16 protein-coding genes are annotated in these 14,747 nt (G+C 65.0%); 6 read left to right on the forward strand and 10 right to left on the reverse strand.

Features of this window, described 5'->3' with window-relative positions:
- The first annotated feature begins 114 nt into the window (after nt 1–114).
- The 3 genes from ATB98_RS30380 to ATB98_RS18460 are packed head-to-tail and all read left to right on the forward strand — an operon-like array spanning nt 115 to nt 1,876.
- The gene (locus ATB98_RS30380) at nt 115–237 is read left to right on the forward strand and encodes a hypothetical protein (RefSeq protein ID WP_268801795.1); all 123 of its coding nucleotides are present in this window, start codon (nt 115–117) and stop codon (nt 235–237) included.
- Nucleotides 225–1,388: a M20 aminoacylase family protein gene (locus ATB98_RS18455; RefSeq protein ID WP_066876061.1), complete on the forward strand. Its 1,164-nt coding sequence runs from the start codon at nt 225–227 to the stop codon at nt 1,386–1,388. Before ATB98_RS30380 ends, ATB98_RS18455 begins: the two co-directional genes overlap by 13 nt.
- 23 nt (nt 1,389–1,411) lie before the next feature.
- Nucleotides 1,412–1,876: an Lrp/AsnC ligand binding domain-containing protein gene (locus ATB98_RS18460; protein ID WP_010970133.1), complete on the forward strand. Its 465-nt coding sequence runs from the start codon at nt 1,412–1,414 to the stop codon at nt 1,874–1,876.
- A gap of 123 nt (nt 1,877–1,999) precedes the next feature.
- Here the strand turns inward: ATB98_RS18460 and ATB98_RS18465 are convergent, their stop codons facing one another.
- Entirely contained in the window at nt 2,000–3,046 is a 1,047-nt protein-coding gene (locus ATB98_RS18465) for an NAD(P)-dependent alcohol dehydrogenase (RefSeq protein ID WP_066876063.1), read from the reverse strand.
- 218 nt (nt 3,047–3,264) lie between these two features.
- On the opposite strand from ATB98_RS18465, the gene ATB98_RS18470 reads away from it, so the two are divergent.
- On the forward strand, nt 3,265–4,206 hold the full coding sequence (locus ATB98_RS18470; protein ID WP_066876065.1) for an AraC family transcriptional regulator: 942 nt from the start codon (nt 3,265–3,267) through the stop codon (nt 4,204–4,206).
- Nucleotides 4,207–4,462: 256 nt separating this feature from the next.
- On the opposite strand, the gene ATB98_RS18475 is transcribed toward ATB98_RS18470, so the two are convergent.
- A complete protein-coding gene (locus ATB98_RS18475; RefSeq protein ID WP_174551909.1) occupies nt 4,463–7,393 on the reverse strand; it encodes an aminotransferase in 2,931 nt (976 codons plus the stop codon).
- A 28-nt stretch (nt 7,394–7,421) separates the two neighbouring features.
- Nucleotides 7,422–8,165, reverse strand: coding sequence for a histidine utilization repressor (gene hutC, locus ATB98_RS18480; protein ID WP_066876074.1), 744 nt, complete (start codon nt 8,163–8,165; stop codon nt 7,422–7,424).
- A gap of 135 nt (nt 8,166–8,300) precedes the next feature.
- Between hutC and hutF the strand changes: the two genes are divergently transcribed.
- Together hutF and ATB98_RS18490 are read left to right on the forward strand one after the other, a co-directional pair.
- Nucleotides 8,301–9,677: a formimidoylglutamate deiminase gene (gene hutF / locus ATB98_RS18485; RefSeq protein WP_066876076.1), complete on the forward strand. Its 1,377-nt coding sequence runs from the start codon at nt 8,301–8,303 to the stop codon at nt 9,675–9,677.
- A 140-nt stretch (nt 9,678–9,817) separates the two neighbouring features.
- The gene (locus tag ATB98_RS18490; protein WP_066876078.1) at nt 9,818–10,393 is read left to right on the forward strand and encodes a HutD/Ves family protein; all 576 of its coding nucleotides are present in this window, start codon (nt 9,818–9,820) and stop codon (nt 10,391–10,393) included.
- Nucleotides 10,394–10,493: 100 nt separating this feature from the next.
- Here ATB98_RS18490 and ATB98_RS18495 read toward each other — a convergent pair whose 3' ends face one another.
- The 7 genes from ATB98_RS18495 to ATB98_RS18525 form a co-directional block, all read right to left on the reverse strand.
- A complete protein-coding gene (locus ATB98_RS18495; RefSeq protein ID WP_084435561.1) occupies nt 10,494–10,742 on the reverse strand; it encodes a hypothetical protein in 249 nt (82 codons plus the stop codon).
- Nucleotides 10,743–10,880: 138 nt separating this feature from the next.
- Complete coding sequence (locus ATB98_RS18500; RefSeq protein ID WP_066876099.1) at nt 10,881–11,069, reverse strand: hypothetical protein; 189 nt, start codon at nt 11,067–11,069, stop codon at nt 10,881–10,883.
- 109 nt (nt 11,070–11,178) lie between these two features.
- The gene (locus ATB98_RS18505) at nt 11,179–11,754 is read right to left on the reverse strand and encodes a hypothetical protein (protein WP_066876082.1); all 576 of its coding nucleotides are present in this window, start codon (nt 11,752–11,754) and stop codon (nt 11,179–11,181) included.
- A gap of 217 nt (nt 11,755–11,971) precedes the next feature.
- Entirely contained in the window at nt 11,972–12,268 is a 297-nt protein-coding gene (locus ATB98_RS18510; RefSeq protein ID WP_066876084.1) for a metal-sensing transcriptional repressor, read from the reverse strand.
- A gap of 2 nt (nt 12,269–12,270) precedes the next feature.
- Nucleotides 12,271–12,900, reverse strand: a complete 630-nt coding sequence (locus ATB98_RS18515) for a GNAT family N-acetyltransferase (protein ID WP_066876086.1) — start codon at nt 12,898–12,900, stop codon at nt 12,271–12,273.
- A gap of 32 nt (nt 12,901–12,932) precedes the next feature.
- Complete coding sequence (locus ATB98_RS29535; protein ID WP_066876088.1) at nt 12,933–13,568, reverse strand: hypothetical protein; 636 nt, start codon at nt 13,566–13,568, stop codon at nt 12,933–12,935.
- 25 nt (nt 13,569–13,593) lie between these two features.
- On the reverse strand, nt 13,594–14,604 hold the full coding sequence (locus ATB98_RS18525; protein WP_066876089.1) for a cation diffusion facilitator family transporter: 1,011 nt from the start codon (nt 14,602–14,604) through the stop codon (nt 13,594–13,596).
- Between the last annotated feature and the right edge of the window lie 143 nt (nt 14,605–14,747).

Genomic DNA, 14,747 nt, shown 5'->3' on the forward strand with positions numbered 1-14,747 from the left:
GGGTATTTAGCCTATATGGCGAGGAAATGGCAAAGCCCATTCATTTGGCCGCTGCGTCAATCCACCGCCTGCTGCATGTCCTCCTTGAATCGACCTTGAGTTAAGGAGAAAGACATGCAGCAATTCAAAGTGCTGCAGTACCCTTTGCGTCTCAAGCAGGCGCGCGGCGCTGCAGACCCCGATTATCGGATCCCAGTGATCGAACAGACCGACAGGAATGAACCATGCCGATTCTGAACCGTGCCGCCGAGCTCAAGAACGAAGTGACCGAGTGGCGGCGCTACCTGCACCAGAACCCGGAGCTCCTGTTCGCGGTGGAAAATACGGCAGCCTTCGTCGAAGGGAAACTCAAGGAATTCGGCGTTGACGAAATCGTGACGGGGCTCGGCAGGACCGGCCTCGTCGGCCTCATCCGCGGCAATCGCGGCCCGGGCCGCACCATCGGCCTCAGGGCCGACATGGACGCCCTGCCGATCACCGAGACGAGCGGCAAGCCCTGGTCCTCGACGACCGCCGGCAAGATGCATGCCTGCGGTCATGACGGCCACACGGCCATGCTGCTCGGCGCGGCGAAATACCTCGCCGAGACGCGCAATTTCGCCGGCAATGTCGCCGTCATCTTCCAGCCGGCCGAGGAAGGCGGCGGCGGCGGCAACGAGATGGTGAAGGACGGCATGATGGAGCGCTTCGCGATCGAAGAGGTCTACGGCATGCACAACATGCCGGGCATGCCGATCGGCCATTTCGGCAGTCGCGTCGGCCCGATCATGGCCTCCACGGACGAGTTCACCATCACCGTCAAGGGGCGCGGCGGCCACGCCGCCCAGCCGCACAGGACCATCGATCCGATCGCCATCGGCGCCCAGATCGTCAATGCGCTGCAGACGATCGCCTCGCGCACCGTCGATCCGCTTGCCTCCGTGGTCGTCTCCGTCACCAAGTTCAACGCCGGCTTTGCCTATAACGTCATTCCGGAACAGGCCGTTCTCGCCGGCACGGTGCGGGCGCTGACGCCGGGGGTCCGCGACACCGGCGAGGCCCGTATCCGCCAGATCGCCCAGAGCATTGCGGGCGCCCATGGCGCAACCGTCGACGTCTCCTATGAACGCAACTATCCGGTGACCGTCAACCATGCCGCCGAGACCGCCCATGCGCTTGCCGTCGCTGCGACGATTGCCGGCGACGGCAATGTCAACGCTGCGCTGGATCCGATGATGGGCGGCGAGGATTTCTCCTATATGCTGCTCGCCCGCCCCGGCGCCTTCGTCTTCATCGGCAATGGCGACACGGCAGGCCTGCACCATCCCGCCTACGACTTCAACGACGAGGTGATCCCGCACGGCATATCCTACTGGGTGAAACTCGCCGAAGCGCGGCTTGCCGCCTGAGAGCTCAAAAGCGGGAGGCGGCCATGCACCAGATCGACAAGACGGACCGGAGAATCCTCAACATTCTCCAGGCGGACGGGCGGATCACCAATCTGGAGCTCGCCGACCGGATCGGCCTTTCGCCGACGGCTACCAGCGAGCGGCTGCGGCGACTGCTGAAGGAGGGCTACGTCTCCGGCTTCGGCGCGCGTCTCGACCCGCACAAGCTCGGCTTCGGGCTCCTGGTCTTCATCGAGGTGATGCTCGACAAGACGACGCCGGAGGTCTTCGATCAGTTCGCCGCCGCCATCAAGCAGGCGCCGGCGGTTCTCGAATGCCACATGGTCGCCGGCGGCTTCGACTATCTCGTCAAGACCCGCTTCGAGGACATGGCCGCCTACCGCAACTTCCTCGGCCAGGTGCTCTGGACGCTCCCGGGCGTCAAGGAGACGCGGACCTATGCGGTGATGGAAGAGATCAAGAACGACGGCCCGCTGCCGCTGCTTTGAGGCGGCGCCTCGCGCGGAGCGGAATCTCCGAACTCTCGGGCGAGCACCGCCTACGGCGACGGTGCGCATGCAATGCTCGTAGCGCCGCACATCTGTCGCGAACATGCGGCGCCACGAGCGGACTCACGCCTTGATCGATTCCATGTCGATCACGAAGCGGTAGCGCACGTCGCTCCTGATCACGCGCTCGTAGGCCGCGTTGATCTGGTCCATCGCGATCGTCTCGATCTCCGAGACGATGCCGTGTTCGCCGCAGAAATCCAGCATCTCCTGCGTCTCCTTGATCGAACCGATCATCGAGCCGGAAATGCTGCGCCGGGCCGGCACGAGCGAGAAGGCGTGGACCGGCACCGGGTTCTCCGGAATGCCGACCAGCACGAGGTCGCCGTCGACCTTCAGGAGGTTGAGATAGGCATTCCAGTCGATCTCGGCGGCGACGGTGCAGATGATGAGATCGAAGCTGCCGGCAAGGGCGGTGAAGGTCGCCGGATCGTTCGTGGCATGATAGTGGTCGGCGCCGAGCTTCAGCCCGTCCTCCTTCTTCGACAGCGTCTGGCTGAGCACGGTCACTTCCGCTCCCATCGCGTGCGCCAGCTTCACGCCCATGTGGCCGAGACCGCCCATGCCGACGATCGCCACCTTCTTGCCGGGACCCGCCTTCCAGTGGCGCAGCGGCGAATAAAGCGTGATGCCGGCGCAGAGCAGCGGGGCGGCGGCATCGAGCGGCAGGTTCTCCGGAATGGAGAGCACATAGCCCTCCTTGACGACGATGTGATCGGAATAGCCGCCCTGCGTCGGGGTTTTCCCGTCGGCCTCGACGCCGTTATAGGTCGGCACCAGGCCGGGCAGGTATTGCTCGAGATCGAGGTCGCGCGCCGCACAGGTCGTGCAGGAATCGACGAAGCAGCCGACGCCCACCCGATCGCCGATCTTGAACCTCGTGACCTTGGAGCCAACCGCCCGCACGATGCCGACGATTTCGTGGCCGGGTACCATCGGGAAGGTCGAGTTGCCCCACTCGTTGCGGGCCTGGTGGATGTCGGAATGGCAGACGCCGCAATATTTGATGTCGATCACGACATCGTCGTCGCGCGGTTCGCGGCGCTCGAAGGTGAAAGGAGCGAGCGGCTTCGACGCATCCGTCGCCGCATATCCTCTTGCAATGGCCATGGGTCTTTCCTTCATGTCTGGAAAAGTGCGCCCCGGTGCATGGACCGCGGGCAACGCGGCGGACTATGCTGTTTCCGAAGGCCATCGCGTTAGTGCGATCCTGCAAAGTTTTTGCACGATCCTGCGAAAATCGTTGAAGCCTGCTGACGGGACAGCCCCGGCGCCCTATCTGTGGCCTGCCTTCATCACGACCTAAACCATTGCAAAGACCGCCGAATATGACATCTACACAAAGCACGCCTCGTCAGGAGATGATCGAAATCATTGCCCGGATCGCCGGCAAGGATGGCGACCATCCGACGAACATACCGGGCCTCAGCATCCACCGGCATTCAAGTCCGGCGAAGCTGAACTGCGCGGCCTACAAGCCGAGCCTGGCGATCATCGTCCAGGGCGCAAAGCGCGTCGTGCTCGGGGGCGAAACCCTCGTCTATGGCGCCTCCGACTATCTCCTGACCTCGATCGACCTGCCGGTACTTTCGCAGGTGTCGCTCGCGTCCGCCGACGAGCCCTATCTGAGCATGGCCTTCCAGATCGATACGACGAGGATTCCGGCGCTTTTCGGCGCGGTCGACAATGAGGCGGCGAAATCGTCCGGCTCGCCGCGCGGCATGACGGTCAGCAAGCTCACGCCCGACCTCGAAGACGCGGCGCTGCGCCTCCTCCGGCTGCTCGACCGCTCCGCCGACAGGGCGGTGCTGTTGCCGCTGATCGAACAGGAAATTCTCTATCGCCTGCTGATCGGACCCCACGGGGCGACGCTCCGGCAGATGATGACGGCGGAAAGCCAGCCGCACCAGATCGGCCGCGCCGTCGCCTGGCTGAAGGAGCATTATTCGCGGCCGCTGCGCATCGACGATCTCGCCAGCCGCGTCAGCATGAGCGTGTCGTCGCTTCACCATCATTTCAAGGCGATCACGGCGATGAGCCCGCTGCAATACCAGAAGCAACTGCGCCTGCAGGAGGCGCGGCGGCTGATGCTGGAGGAGAGCCTCGACGCCGGCGACGCCGGCCACAAGGTCGGCTATGAGAGCCAATCGCAGTTCAGCCGCGAATATGCCCGCCATTTCGGCGAGCCGCCGATGCGCGACATCGGCCGCGTCCGCCGCAGCCTGATCGGTAGCCTGGGCAGCGAGGCGGAGATGCTGAGCGAGGGCTGAGTCGAGAGAAAGACGCCTCCAACTCGTCCCGCAAAACCCCTCCCCAACCCCTCCCCACAAGGGGGAGGGGCTTGCTGCCGCACGCTTTCGTTTCCAACCTCGACCTCTGCCGGATCGGAATGGGAGCGACCTCTGCGGTATTTTGGTAGGGTGAGAAAGTGGGCAAGCCGTCGCAGCGGCCGCCTGCCCCTCCCCCTTGTAGGCCCTTGTGGGGAGGGTGTTCTGAGGAGGGGTCTTCGCCGAACCTCCGTCGTTCCTACCACCCCTCTTCCAGCACCTTTCCCAGCATGTCGGCGAAGAAATCCGCGCTGTCGCGGCTGAGGCAGAGCGGCGGCTTGATCTTCAGGACGTTGAGATGGTCGCCGGTCGGCTGCATGATGACGCCGAGTTCGAGGAGGCGGTTGCAGATCGCCGCCGTCTCATCCGTTGCAGGCTCCAGCGTCTCGCGGTCGCGGACGAACTCGACGCCGAGGTAGAGCCCCATGCCGTGGACCGCGCCGACGAGCGGGAAGCGTTGTCCGAGCGTTTCGAGCCGCGCCTTCAGATGATCGCCCACCATGCGGGCGTTTTCCTGCAGGGCCTCGTCATGGAGAATGTCGAGTACCGTCAAGCCCACGACCGAGCTTACGGGACTGCCGCCGGAGGAGGAGAAGAAATAGCCCTCCTTCTCGAGCGCTTCGGCGATCTCGCGGCGGGTGATCACGGCGCCGAGCGGGTGGCCGTTGCCCATGCCCTTGGCGACGGTGATGATGTCCGGCACGACGCCTTGCTCTTCGAAGCCCCAGAAATAATGCCCCAGCCGGCCGTAGCCGACCTGCACCTCGTCGGCGATTGCGACGCCGCCCTTCGCCCGGACCATGGCATAGACGGCTTCGAGATAGCCCGGCGGCAGCGGAATGCCGCCGGCATTGCCATAGACCGGCTCCGCGATGAAGCCGGCGAGGCCTTCGCCCTTTTCGTCCAGTTCCTCGAGCTTGGCCGCAACGGCGGCAACGTAATCGCCGGTCGATCCCTCGCCGCGAAACGGCCCGCGATAGGTGTTCGGCGAGACGACCGCATGCACCCAGTCCGGCCGCGTCGTCAGCGCCTCAGGGTTGTCGGCGATCGAGGTCGAGACGGCGTCGCTCGCGACCGTCCAGCCGTGATAGGCCTCGAGCAGCGACAGCATGTTGCGCCGACCGGAATAGGCCCATGCGAGCCGGATCGCGAGGTCGTTCGCCTCCGAGCCGCTGTTGACGAGGAAGACCGTGTCGAGCCCTTCCGGGGCCAGGGCCGCGAGCCGCTCGGAAAACTCGGTGACCGCCGCATAGTGGAACCGAGAATTGGTGTTGAGCAGCGACCATTGTCGCCCGATGGCCGCCGAAAATCGGGGGTGCCCGTGGCCGAGAATGGTGACGTTGTTGACCATGTCGAGATAGGCGCGCCCCTCGACGTCGAACAAATGCTCCTTCCAGCCGCGCTCGATCTCAGGCGGGTTCCGGTAATAGTTCTTCTGCGGGCTGGCGAAGTGACGCGCCCGCCGTTCGAGCAGCCCGATTGAATCGGGCATGGGCGCGTCGCAATCGAAGCCGAGGATCGCCGCCGGCGACGGGCAGAGCCGCCGCCAGGCCGCCGCCTGGTGCGCGGCGGCAAAGGACGGCGGATCGACATCCGCCTCGGTGCAAAGCTGGACGCGGATGAAGCCGAGGGCGGATGCATCGCCGGGCACGATGCCGATCCGCGCGCCGGCCTCGACGGTCTTCTCCTCCAGTTCGGCCGGATCGACGCCGTAGAGATGGAGATGGAGGGTTTCGGCCGAGAGGATCAGCCTGCCGCCGCGCTGGTGGAGCCGGCCCGCGAAAGGTGCCTGCACCGGCGTCTGCCCGTGCAGGCACAGGTCCGCGTGAAGGGCGAGAGTCCGCGGCGCCCTGGCATCGAGAAGCCGCGTTTCGGTCAGCCGGAATTCGCCGTAGCGTGTCGCCGCAGCACCGGCCGCGCGTGCCGCAGACTGCAGGAGCAGCGCTTCGGTATCCTCGTAATGCCACCGGTCGGCGGGCAGATGCGGCCCGAGGATCGAGAGATCGACGATGCCGAGGCGGTCCGGGTCGATAGCGGGCAGCAGCCGGCCGCGGATCGCGGGCAGCACCAATTCCGCCCTCCTGCCGACCGCCTCGAAGATCGCGTGTTCCATGAGCTCGAACGGGACGGATATCGCGACATCGAAAATTTCGCGCTCATGCGCCGCATTGCCCTCGACATAGGCGTTGTCCGGATCGATCTCGAGCTGCTGCGCCGAGCTCGCGACGAGAACGCCGGCGCGCGCCACGATCAGCGGCCAGAGAGCCCTCAATTCGGCATCCGTCAGCGGGCAGACGGCGTGGAACGCCTTCACCGCCGGCAGGATGTGGAAGGGATCGCGATCGGCATGGTGCAGCAGCGACGCGCAGGCGACGGCAAGCTCGGCGACCACCCAGCCCTTCAGGACATCGCCGAAATCGATGACGCCATAGGGAACGAGACGCCCGTTCATCTCCGCGCGGCTCACGACATTGTCGTCGGTGACGTCCTGGTGGATCGCCTGCAGGCGCAGCTCCGGCATCAGCGGCTGCACCCGCCGCATGGCGCCGACCATGGCTTCGGCGATGCGCTTGCGCTCACCCCCGTCGGCCATTGCCGAAAGCAGATCCAGCGCCACCGGCCCTGCTCTCCTCAAGTCCCATTGCAGTTCCCGGTCGAGACCGGGATGGTCGAAGTCCTGAAGCGCGACGGCGAGCCGGCCGGCAACGTCGCCAAGCGCGGCCACGCTTTCTGCCGGCAGGTGCTTGCGGCGCGTGAGAGGCGTGCCGTCGAGATAGGTCAGCAGCCGGACCTGATAGCTTTCCTCGCGGACGGCGGCGGTGACGATCTCCTCGCCGCTCCGTGCCGGCACGACCTCCGGCACCTTCGGCGCACCGGTCTTTGCGCCCACATGGCGCAGGGCGGCATTCTGCGCCTCGAGCTCCGCCCGCGCATATTCGAGTCTCGCGAGCTTCAGGACGAAACGGCCTTCGTCCGTGTCGATGCGATAGTTGCGGTCCTGCTGGCTGCCGAGTTCCGTAAGCGCGCCGGAGAGGCCGTAGTGTTCCGACAGGATCACCTTCGCTTCGTCGGCCGACACGTCCGGTCTTGCAAGCCGCGTGCGGCGCTTCAGCGATTCATCTTCCATCATTTCGTTCCTGTCTCTTGCAATGCGGTCCCTATTGCGAAACCCCCTCGAGACGGTAGCGCGTGCCCGGATAGACGAGCCGCGCGACCGTCACGTTCGCGGTTTCCGACCAGGTCCGGCGGCGGATCATCAGGCAGGGCTCGTTGCGGCCGATCGCGAGAAGCTTGCATTCCCAGGGCTTCGGCAGCACGGCCTCGACGATCTGCTCCGTGCGCGTGATCGGCGCCACCAGCGTCAGATAGGCGTTCGGAGTGGTGCTCTCGAAGTCCTGTCCCAGATAATTGGGGCAGATTGCGGGATTGACGAAACGGTCCTCGATCTGGATCGGCACGTCGTCCTCGAGGTGAACGATGACGGAATGAAAGACGCGCGCCGCGCTTGGCAGCCCGAGGGCGTGGCCGATTTCGGGCGTGGCCTGCTCCTCCTGCATGAGATTGATGCGCGAGCCGTGCCGGTGACCGCGCGCGCGGATTTCGTCGGCGATGTTGCGGACCTCGAGCAGCGCCGTGCTGCCCTTGTGGGCGGCGACGAAGGAGCCGACCCCCTGCACCCGCGTGATCGCGCCCTCGCTAGCAAGTTCACGCAGCGCCCGGTTTGCGGTCATGCGGCTGACGCCGAGATCGGCGACGATCTCGTTTTCGGAGGGAATGCGGTGGTGTGCCGGCCATTCGCCGCTCTCGATGCGGCTGCGGATGAACTGCTTGACCGCTACGTAGCGCGGCACAGGCCCCTTGTCGAAGGTGGAAAGATCGCTCTTGCGCTCCAGTTTCGTCATAGAGTGCTCCATTCCGCCGGCGAAAGCCCGCCGCGCCTGACAGGGGTCACCCGTAGTTTTCGTCGATTTCGACCTTGCGCGCCACCACAAAATACCTATAGTTCCATATACAACCATGTACAGGAGAGAAGCGAGATGGCAGCGTCACCCATCCACCGGCTCTTTGCCGAACAGGCGCTTCTGCCGACCGGCTGGGCGGAGAACGTCGCGATTTCGCTCGATGAGAGCGGGCGCATAGCCGCCGTAAAACCGGGCGGGATACCGACGGCGGGCGACGAACGCCTCCGCGGTCCGGTGGTAGCGGCGATGCCGAACCTTCATTCCCACGCCTTCCAGCGCGCCATGGCCGGCCTTGCCGAAGTGGCGGGCACCGGCGAAGACAGCTTCTGGACCTGGCGCGAGGCGATGTATCGCACCGTCGCGCTCGTAGACCCGGATGACGTCGAGGCGATCGCCGCCAAGCTCTATGTGGAGACGCTGAAGGGCGGCTTCGGCCGCGTGGTCGAGTTCCATTACCTACATCATCAAAAGGACGGCACACCCTATGCCGATCCGGCGGAAATGTCGCTGCGCATCCTGAAGGCGGCCGAGGCGACCGGCATCGGCCTCACCCATCTGCCCGTCTTCTATGCCCACGCCAATTTCGGCGGCGCAGCGCCGAATGCCGGACAGCGGCCGTTCCTGCACGATCCGGACGGCTTCCTCGCCCTTCTCGACCGCCTCGCGCCCGCCTGCGCCGCGAGCGGCGCCGAGCTCGGCTACGCCATCCATTCCTTGAGGGCGGCAACACCGGAGGAGATGCGCGCGATCCTCGACGCAGCCCCCGTAGCCGGGCCGATCCACATCCACGTCGCCGAACAGACCCGCGAGGTCGAGGATTGCCTCGCCTGGAGCGGCCGGCGCCCGGTCGAGTGGCTGCTCGACGAGATGCCGGTCGATCACCGCTGGTGCGCCATTCATGCGACGCACATGACGGCGGAGGAAACGGTACGGCTGGCGCGGTCGGGAGCCGTTGCCGGCCTCTGCCCGGCGACCGAGGCCAATCTCGGCGACGGCATCTTCCCCGCCGTCGATTTCCTTGCCGCGGGCGGGCGCTTCGGCATCGGCACCGACAGCCATGTCGCAACCAGCGTGGCGGAGGAGTTGAGGCTCCTCGAATACGGCCAGCGGCTGCGTGACCGCAAGCGCAACCGGCTCGCCGCCGCTCCCGGCGCCTCGGTCGGCCGGACCATTTTCGAGGCGGCGCTCGCCGGCGGCAGCCAGGCCGCCGGGATCGTCAAGGCCCGCATAGAGGCCGGTGCAAGCGCGGACCTCGTCGTGCTCGACGGCGCCGACCCCTACATCGCGGCGGCGAAAGGCGACCGGATCCTCGACCGCTGGCTCTTCGCGCTCGGCGGCGGAGCGGTGCGCGACGTCATGGTGGCGGGCCGATGGACCATCCGCGACGGCCGCCACGACCGGGAGGAAGCGATCGACCGCGCCTTTGCCGCGGTGCTCGCCAAGTTGAAATAACCAACGGCACGGTCGTGCAGGCCGGCCTGCCCGGTGCTATGCTCAATGGTCCGGCGAACGGTAAGGTCACGCTTTCGCTGCCCGACAGAAGCGAATGAAATCTTCGGCCGGATGCGCGAGCTCATGGGAGGAACGAGACCATGAAGATCCTGCGCTCGAACGACTATAGACGCATGCCCTGGAAGAATGGCGGCGGCGAGACCGTGGAAATCGCCGTCTCGCCGGAGCGTGCACCCCTTTCCGACTTCGACTGGCGCATCAGCATGGCGACGGTCGCAAGCAACGGCCACTTCTCCACCTTTCCCGGCATCGACCGCACGCTTTCGATCCTGGAGGGCCCCGGCATGACGCTCGCGATCGAAGGCCGGCAACCGAAGCTTCTGACGGCGGCCGATGCGCCGCTCACCTTCCCGGCGGACGTGCCGACGTCGGCCAGGCTCTCCGACGGTCCGGTGACCGATCTCAACGTCATGACGCGGCGGCACACGCTGAAGCACCGGGTCCGCAGGCTTCGCGTCGAAGGCTCGCAGACGGTCGTCTCGCATGCCCGCGAGTTCGTGCTCTTCTGCCATCGCGGCAGCGTTGCGCTGACGACCGGCGGCGTCTCGGCGACGCTGCACGCGCTCGATGCGGCGGTACTCGTTCAGCCGGGATCGGTCACGCTCTCCGCCGAGATCGCATCCGACGCCTTTCTCATCGAGCTCAGCCCAAGCTGATCATGTCGTCAGGAGCACCGGTTCCGGGATAACGATTGCAAGAAATAAAGCGTCGCACGGTTCGTTAAATGCCGATGCACGCGCGGGATATCGCGATCGATCAGACCGCGCCGAACAGCAGGAGGGCCGCGCCGCCCGCCATCATCGCCACGGCCGGCCAGTTCCGTGCCAGTCCGAGGAAAGCAAGGCCCTGGTGCTGCGGCTCGATCGTCTGGCGACTGCCGTTTTCGGCCGGGCGGGCGGAATCCGCGGCCCGCGGCGCGCTGAGCTCCCGCCTTCCGAGCGCCTCCCACAGCATGTAAAGAACCCCGCCGGCGACGAGAAACGCCCCGGCCAGAACCATCCACACGACGCGCCTCCTTCCTCTTTCCGCATGCCTCCTTGAATCCGGATCGAACCAAGCACAGCACAGGCGAGCAAGCCCGCTGGACCGCAGGAAAGGGAACGCGCGCCAAACCCGCGTCTCGCGGGCCCGCGGCAAACGCGATCAGCGCGTCCGCGTCTGAGGCCGCACGATGTTCATTTGCAACTCGTGTGCGGACGCGTATTTCCCGAGCACCTTGATCAGGCGCCGCTCCTCGGCCTTGTGAATGCCGCTGCGCTTGCAATATTCCGCTACGTCCCAGACATGCTTCGCCTGGGACCTGTCGAGCTTGCCAACGTCCGTGTGTCTCATCCTGCGCCTCCCAAACTGCATCGAGGTAACGTCGATGGTAACCATTGGTTCCGCGGGCGGCGGCAAAACGCACGCGGGCGTGTTCGGCACCCCTCCTCGGGCGCGCCATTCACTCGTGAGCGGCCGGCACGGACTTCGGCGGCTGCTCCAGGAAGGTGTAAGGCCCCTCCGGGCATTTGACGTCCGGGTTCACCGGATGGAACAGGCCCTTCGGGTTCGGCTTGAAGATCCAGGCATGCAGGTCATAGTGGTGCAGCGCCGCCGGCAACAGCGGCTCATGCCCCTCCATCGGCCCGTCGAACGGATGCCCGAACAGCTCCGGTTTCGTCTTGATGCCGGTTGCGAGCGGAATCAGCCATTCGACGGCAACGAGTTCCAGCTTGTCGCCGACCGGCTCATAGACCAGCAAAGTCGGCTGCATCGGATCGGGTTTGGGGCCGATCAGGCGGGGATTGAGGAAATGCACCCCCATCGTGCCGGATTCGTACATGACGCATCCGAGCGTCGAGAAATACCCGTCGCGCACGGCAACGACCGGGTCCTTGTATTTCTCAAGCGCCGCCTTCAGCTTTTCAAGCTCGGGCGGAAGCGCCTCGGCCGCATTCACGAAATTTGCGGAGATGAAACAAGCACTCGCCGCCAGACAGATCGTCCGCAGCAAGCGCATTACGGAAGACATGGGCATGGCACGGTCCTCCCAGCGCTCAACTCGCCACCCGCGAGGAGCAAGGGCGGCATGATACAGCGGATGGGAGCGGGTGGCTATTCCCGCGATTGGGTTAGGCGGGAGCGTCGGCCATTTCGCTTGTCGAGGTGCCTGGCCGGCAAAGTCCGTTATCGATGGCGGCAAGCCATCGCGCATCTGATAAGGCGCGCGGCGCTGTAGCCGGAACGGACGACGTTCAAAGGTATTTGGTGATTTCCTTGAACTCGTCGATCGGCTTTCGCTGATCCCTGGGCAGGGCGCCGACCGTCTCTTCGAGACAATGATCGAGATGATCCTGGATCAAGGTCCGCTTGGCTTGGCTGATCGCCTTTTCCACCGCGTGAAGCTGCTGCGCGATGTCGAGGCATGGCCGGTTGTTCTCGATCATTTCGATGACGCTGCCGAGATGGCCGTTGGCTCGCTTCAATCGCTTTGCGATAGCAGCGTGGTGCTCGTGGATATGCGTCTCCTGATCCGGCGCGCTAGCTTTCATCGTCATCGTTTCCGAGAATATGATCGTGAGTTCCTACCTACCCGCTTTGGCGTCTCGCTGCGACAAAAAAGAGAACCCTTCGGGTCGGCCGGTTCGAGCTTCTTGTCGAAATGCGTGCTGAACTCGTACTCGCCGAGGTCCTCATAGCCGACCGAACTCCAGAAGCCGATTGTGGCTGCGGCATCGCTGGAGGCATGGAGATACATCGACGAATAGCCGAGCTTCACCGCCTCCTCTTCCGCCAGCCGGCTGAGCTTCCTGCCGAGCCCCTGCCCTCTCAAATCCTTTCGCACATAGAGCCGCCACAGGGAGCCGACCTTCCCGGGGTCGGGATAGCGGTACCGGAAGGCCTCGACGATCGCCGGCTTGTACCACAGGCCCCGAACGCCAACCGTCGCGACGATATCGCCTGCCGTGTCCGACAGCGTCCAGAAGGCACCGCGGTTTGCCGCGGCGTAGTGGGCTTCGGCCTCGGGGCGCAACAGGCTGTCGATATCGAAGTGCCAGTCGGGATTGTAGTCGAACCCGTAGTATTCCTTGATCGTATCGAGGCAGAACCGGCGGGCGGCCGCATGAGCCGGCGCGGCCGGGCCGGAAAGCAGCGCCAGAGTAAACCCTTGAGGAAATTCCATGTCACTGCTCCCTTTGCCCAAGCCGGGGCGGACTACAGCACCGGAAGGCTGCGCGTCATTTCGCTCGAGCCGTCCCTGACGGTGAGGCGGATGTGGGTGGCATCGCCGATCTTGCCGCTGGCAGCGAGCGTCGATGGGTCGGAGCCCGGCATCAGAAGGAGCTGTCGCACCTGATAATCCTCGGCATTCGGCCCGATGGCCTCGGCATCGACGGTTTCGCAGACGGGTGCGCGAGCGGGCGAACCATCCTTCAGCCATTTCAGGAGCCAGCGCCCCGGGCCCGACCGCGTGACCTCCACTTCGACGCCGTCTTCAAGAGGTACCAGCGAGCCGCCCCCGGCGCCTGTCTTGACGGCGAGCGGGGCCGCGCCGGGAAACGCGCCTTCGCGGGTGTGGAAATGCGAACCGTGGAGAACCTTGATGCGCAGGCGGCGCGCGCCGTCGGTCCCGCCACGAACCGCGACCGTCGATGGCTTTGACCCCCTGGTCACCGCAAGCGGGTGGACCGAGCCTTTATCGTCGATGGCATCGACCCTTATCTCGTCGAGCGGCGGGGCGACATAGTCGGGCTTCCCCGCTTCGCTGAAGGCGAGTTCGAAGCCGCTACCGGTCACGCCAACGATGTCGACCATCTGGCCGTGGCCCATGTGAATGCTCTGCGTGTTCATGCTGTTCCCTTTCTTTCCCGCGGAGTCAGACGGCTGCGGCGCGCGTCCTGATCTGGACGGCGGTCAGTGCCGGAAGATGGTTCTTCAGTTCACGTTCGTAGTGGCTGGCGATCCTGTCGGCCACGGCAACCGGCAGGTCCGGATCCATGGCGATATCGACATCGGCCCGCAATTTGTGGCCGAGCCAGCGGGCCTTGACGTCGAGCACGTCGACAATGCCCGGAACATGCTCCGCCGTATGCTTGATCTCGTCGGCAATGCCCGGCTCGACGCCGTCGAGCATACGGGTGAAGACCGCCCGTGCAGACTGCCAGACGATGCCGAAGATCATCGCCGTGATGACGAGGCCGACGATCGGATCGGCGAGCGGAAAGCCGAGCCAGACGCCAAGCGCCCCCAGGACCACCGCCAGGCTGCCGAAACCGTCGACGCGGGCGTGGTATCCATCGGCGATGAGTGCCGCGCTGTTGATCTGGCGCCCGACGCGGATCCGGAACACGGCCACCGCTTCATTGCCAAGAAAGCCTATGACGCCGGCGGCGACGAGAACCCCGATCATCTCGATCGGCTGCGGGTTGAAGAGGCGCTCGATCGAGACATAGCCGGCGTAGACGGCACTGAACAGAATGAGGCCAACGATGACGACGCCCGCCAAATCCTCCACCCGGTTGAGCCCGTAATTGAACGTCCGCGTTGCCGCCTTGCGGGCAAAGAGGAAGGCAATGCCGAGCGGAATGGCAGTCGAAGCATCGCCGAAATTATGGATGGTATCGGCAAGAAGCGCGACGCTGCCCGTCAGCAGGACGATCGCCACCTGGGCAAGCGTCGTCAGCATCAGGATGACGAATGACCATTTGATCGCCCACAGCCCCTTGGCAGTGGACGCAATGGTGGCGTCGATGACGCCATGCGTATGGCCATGGTCGTCGTCACCATGGGAATGGTGCGAGTGGCCATGGCCGTGGGCGTGCCCGCCCGCATGGGCGAAAGCGGGATCGGGAGCGAAGCCCATCCAAACGAGTGCGGATCTGATCATTGCATTCTCCTCCGGCTAATGGTCGCCATGCTATCCCCCCGGAGGGGATATATCAAGACTGTTCTAGCAGGCTGCTGAAAAAGCCCTCTGGCTTTTGGGTTTTTGCCGTGATTCCCTACGGCTGCAACAGAGGGACTGATTTG

The sequence above is a fragment of the Sinorhizobium saheli genome, assembly GCF_001651875.1.
Lineage (GTDB): Bacteria > Pseudomonadota > Alphaproteobacteria > Rhizobiales > Rhizobiaceae > Sinorhizobium > Sinorhizobium saheli.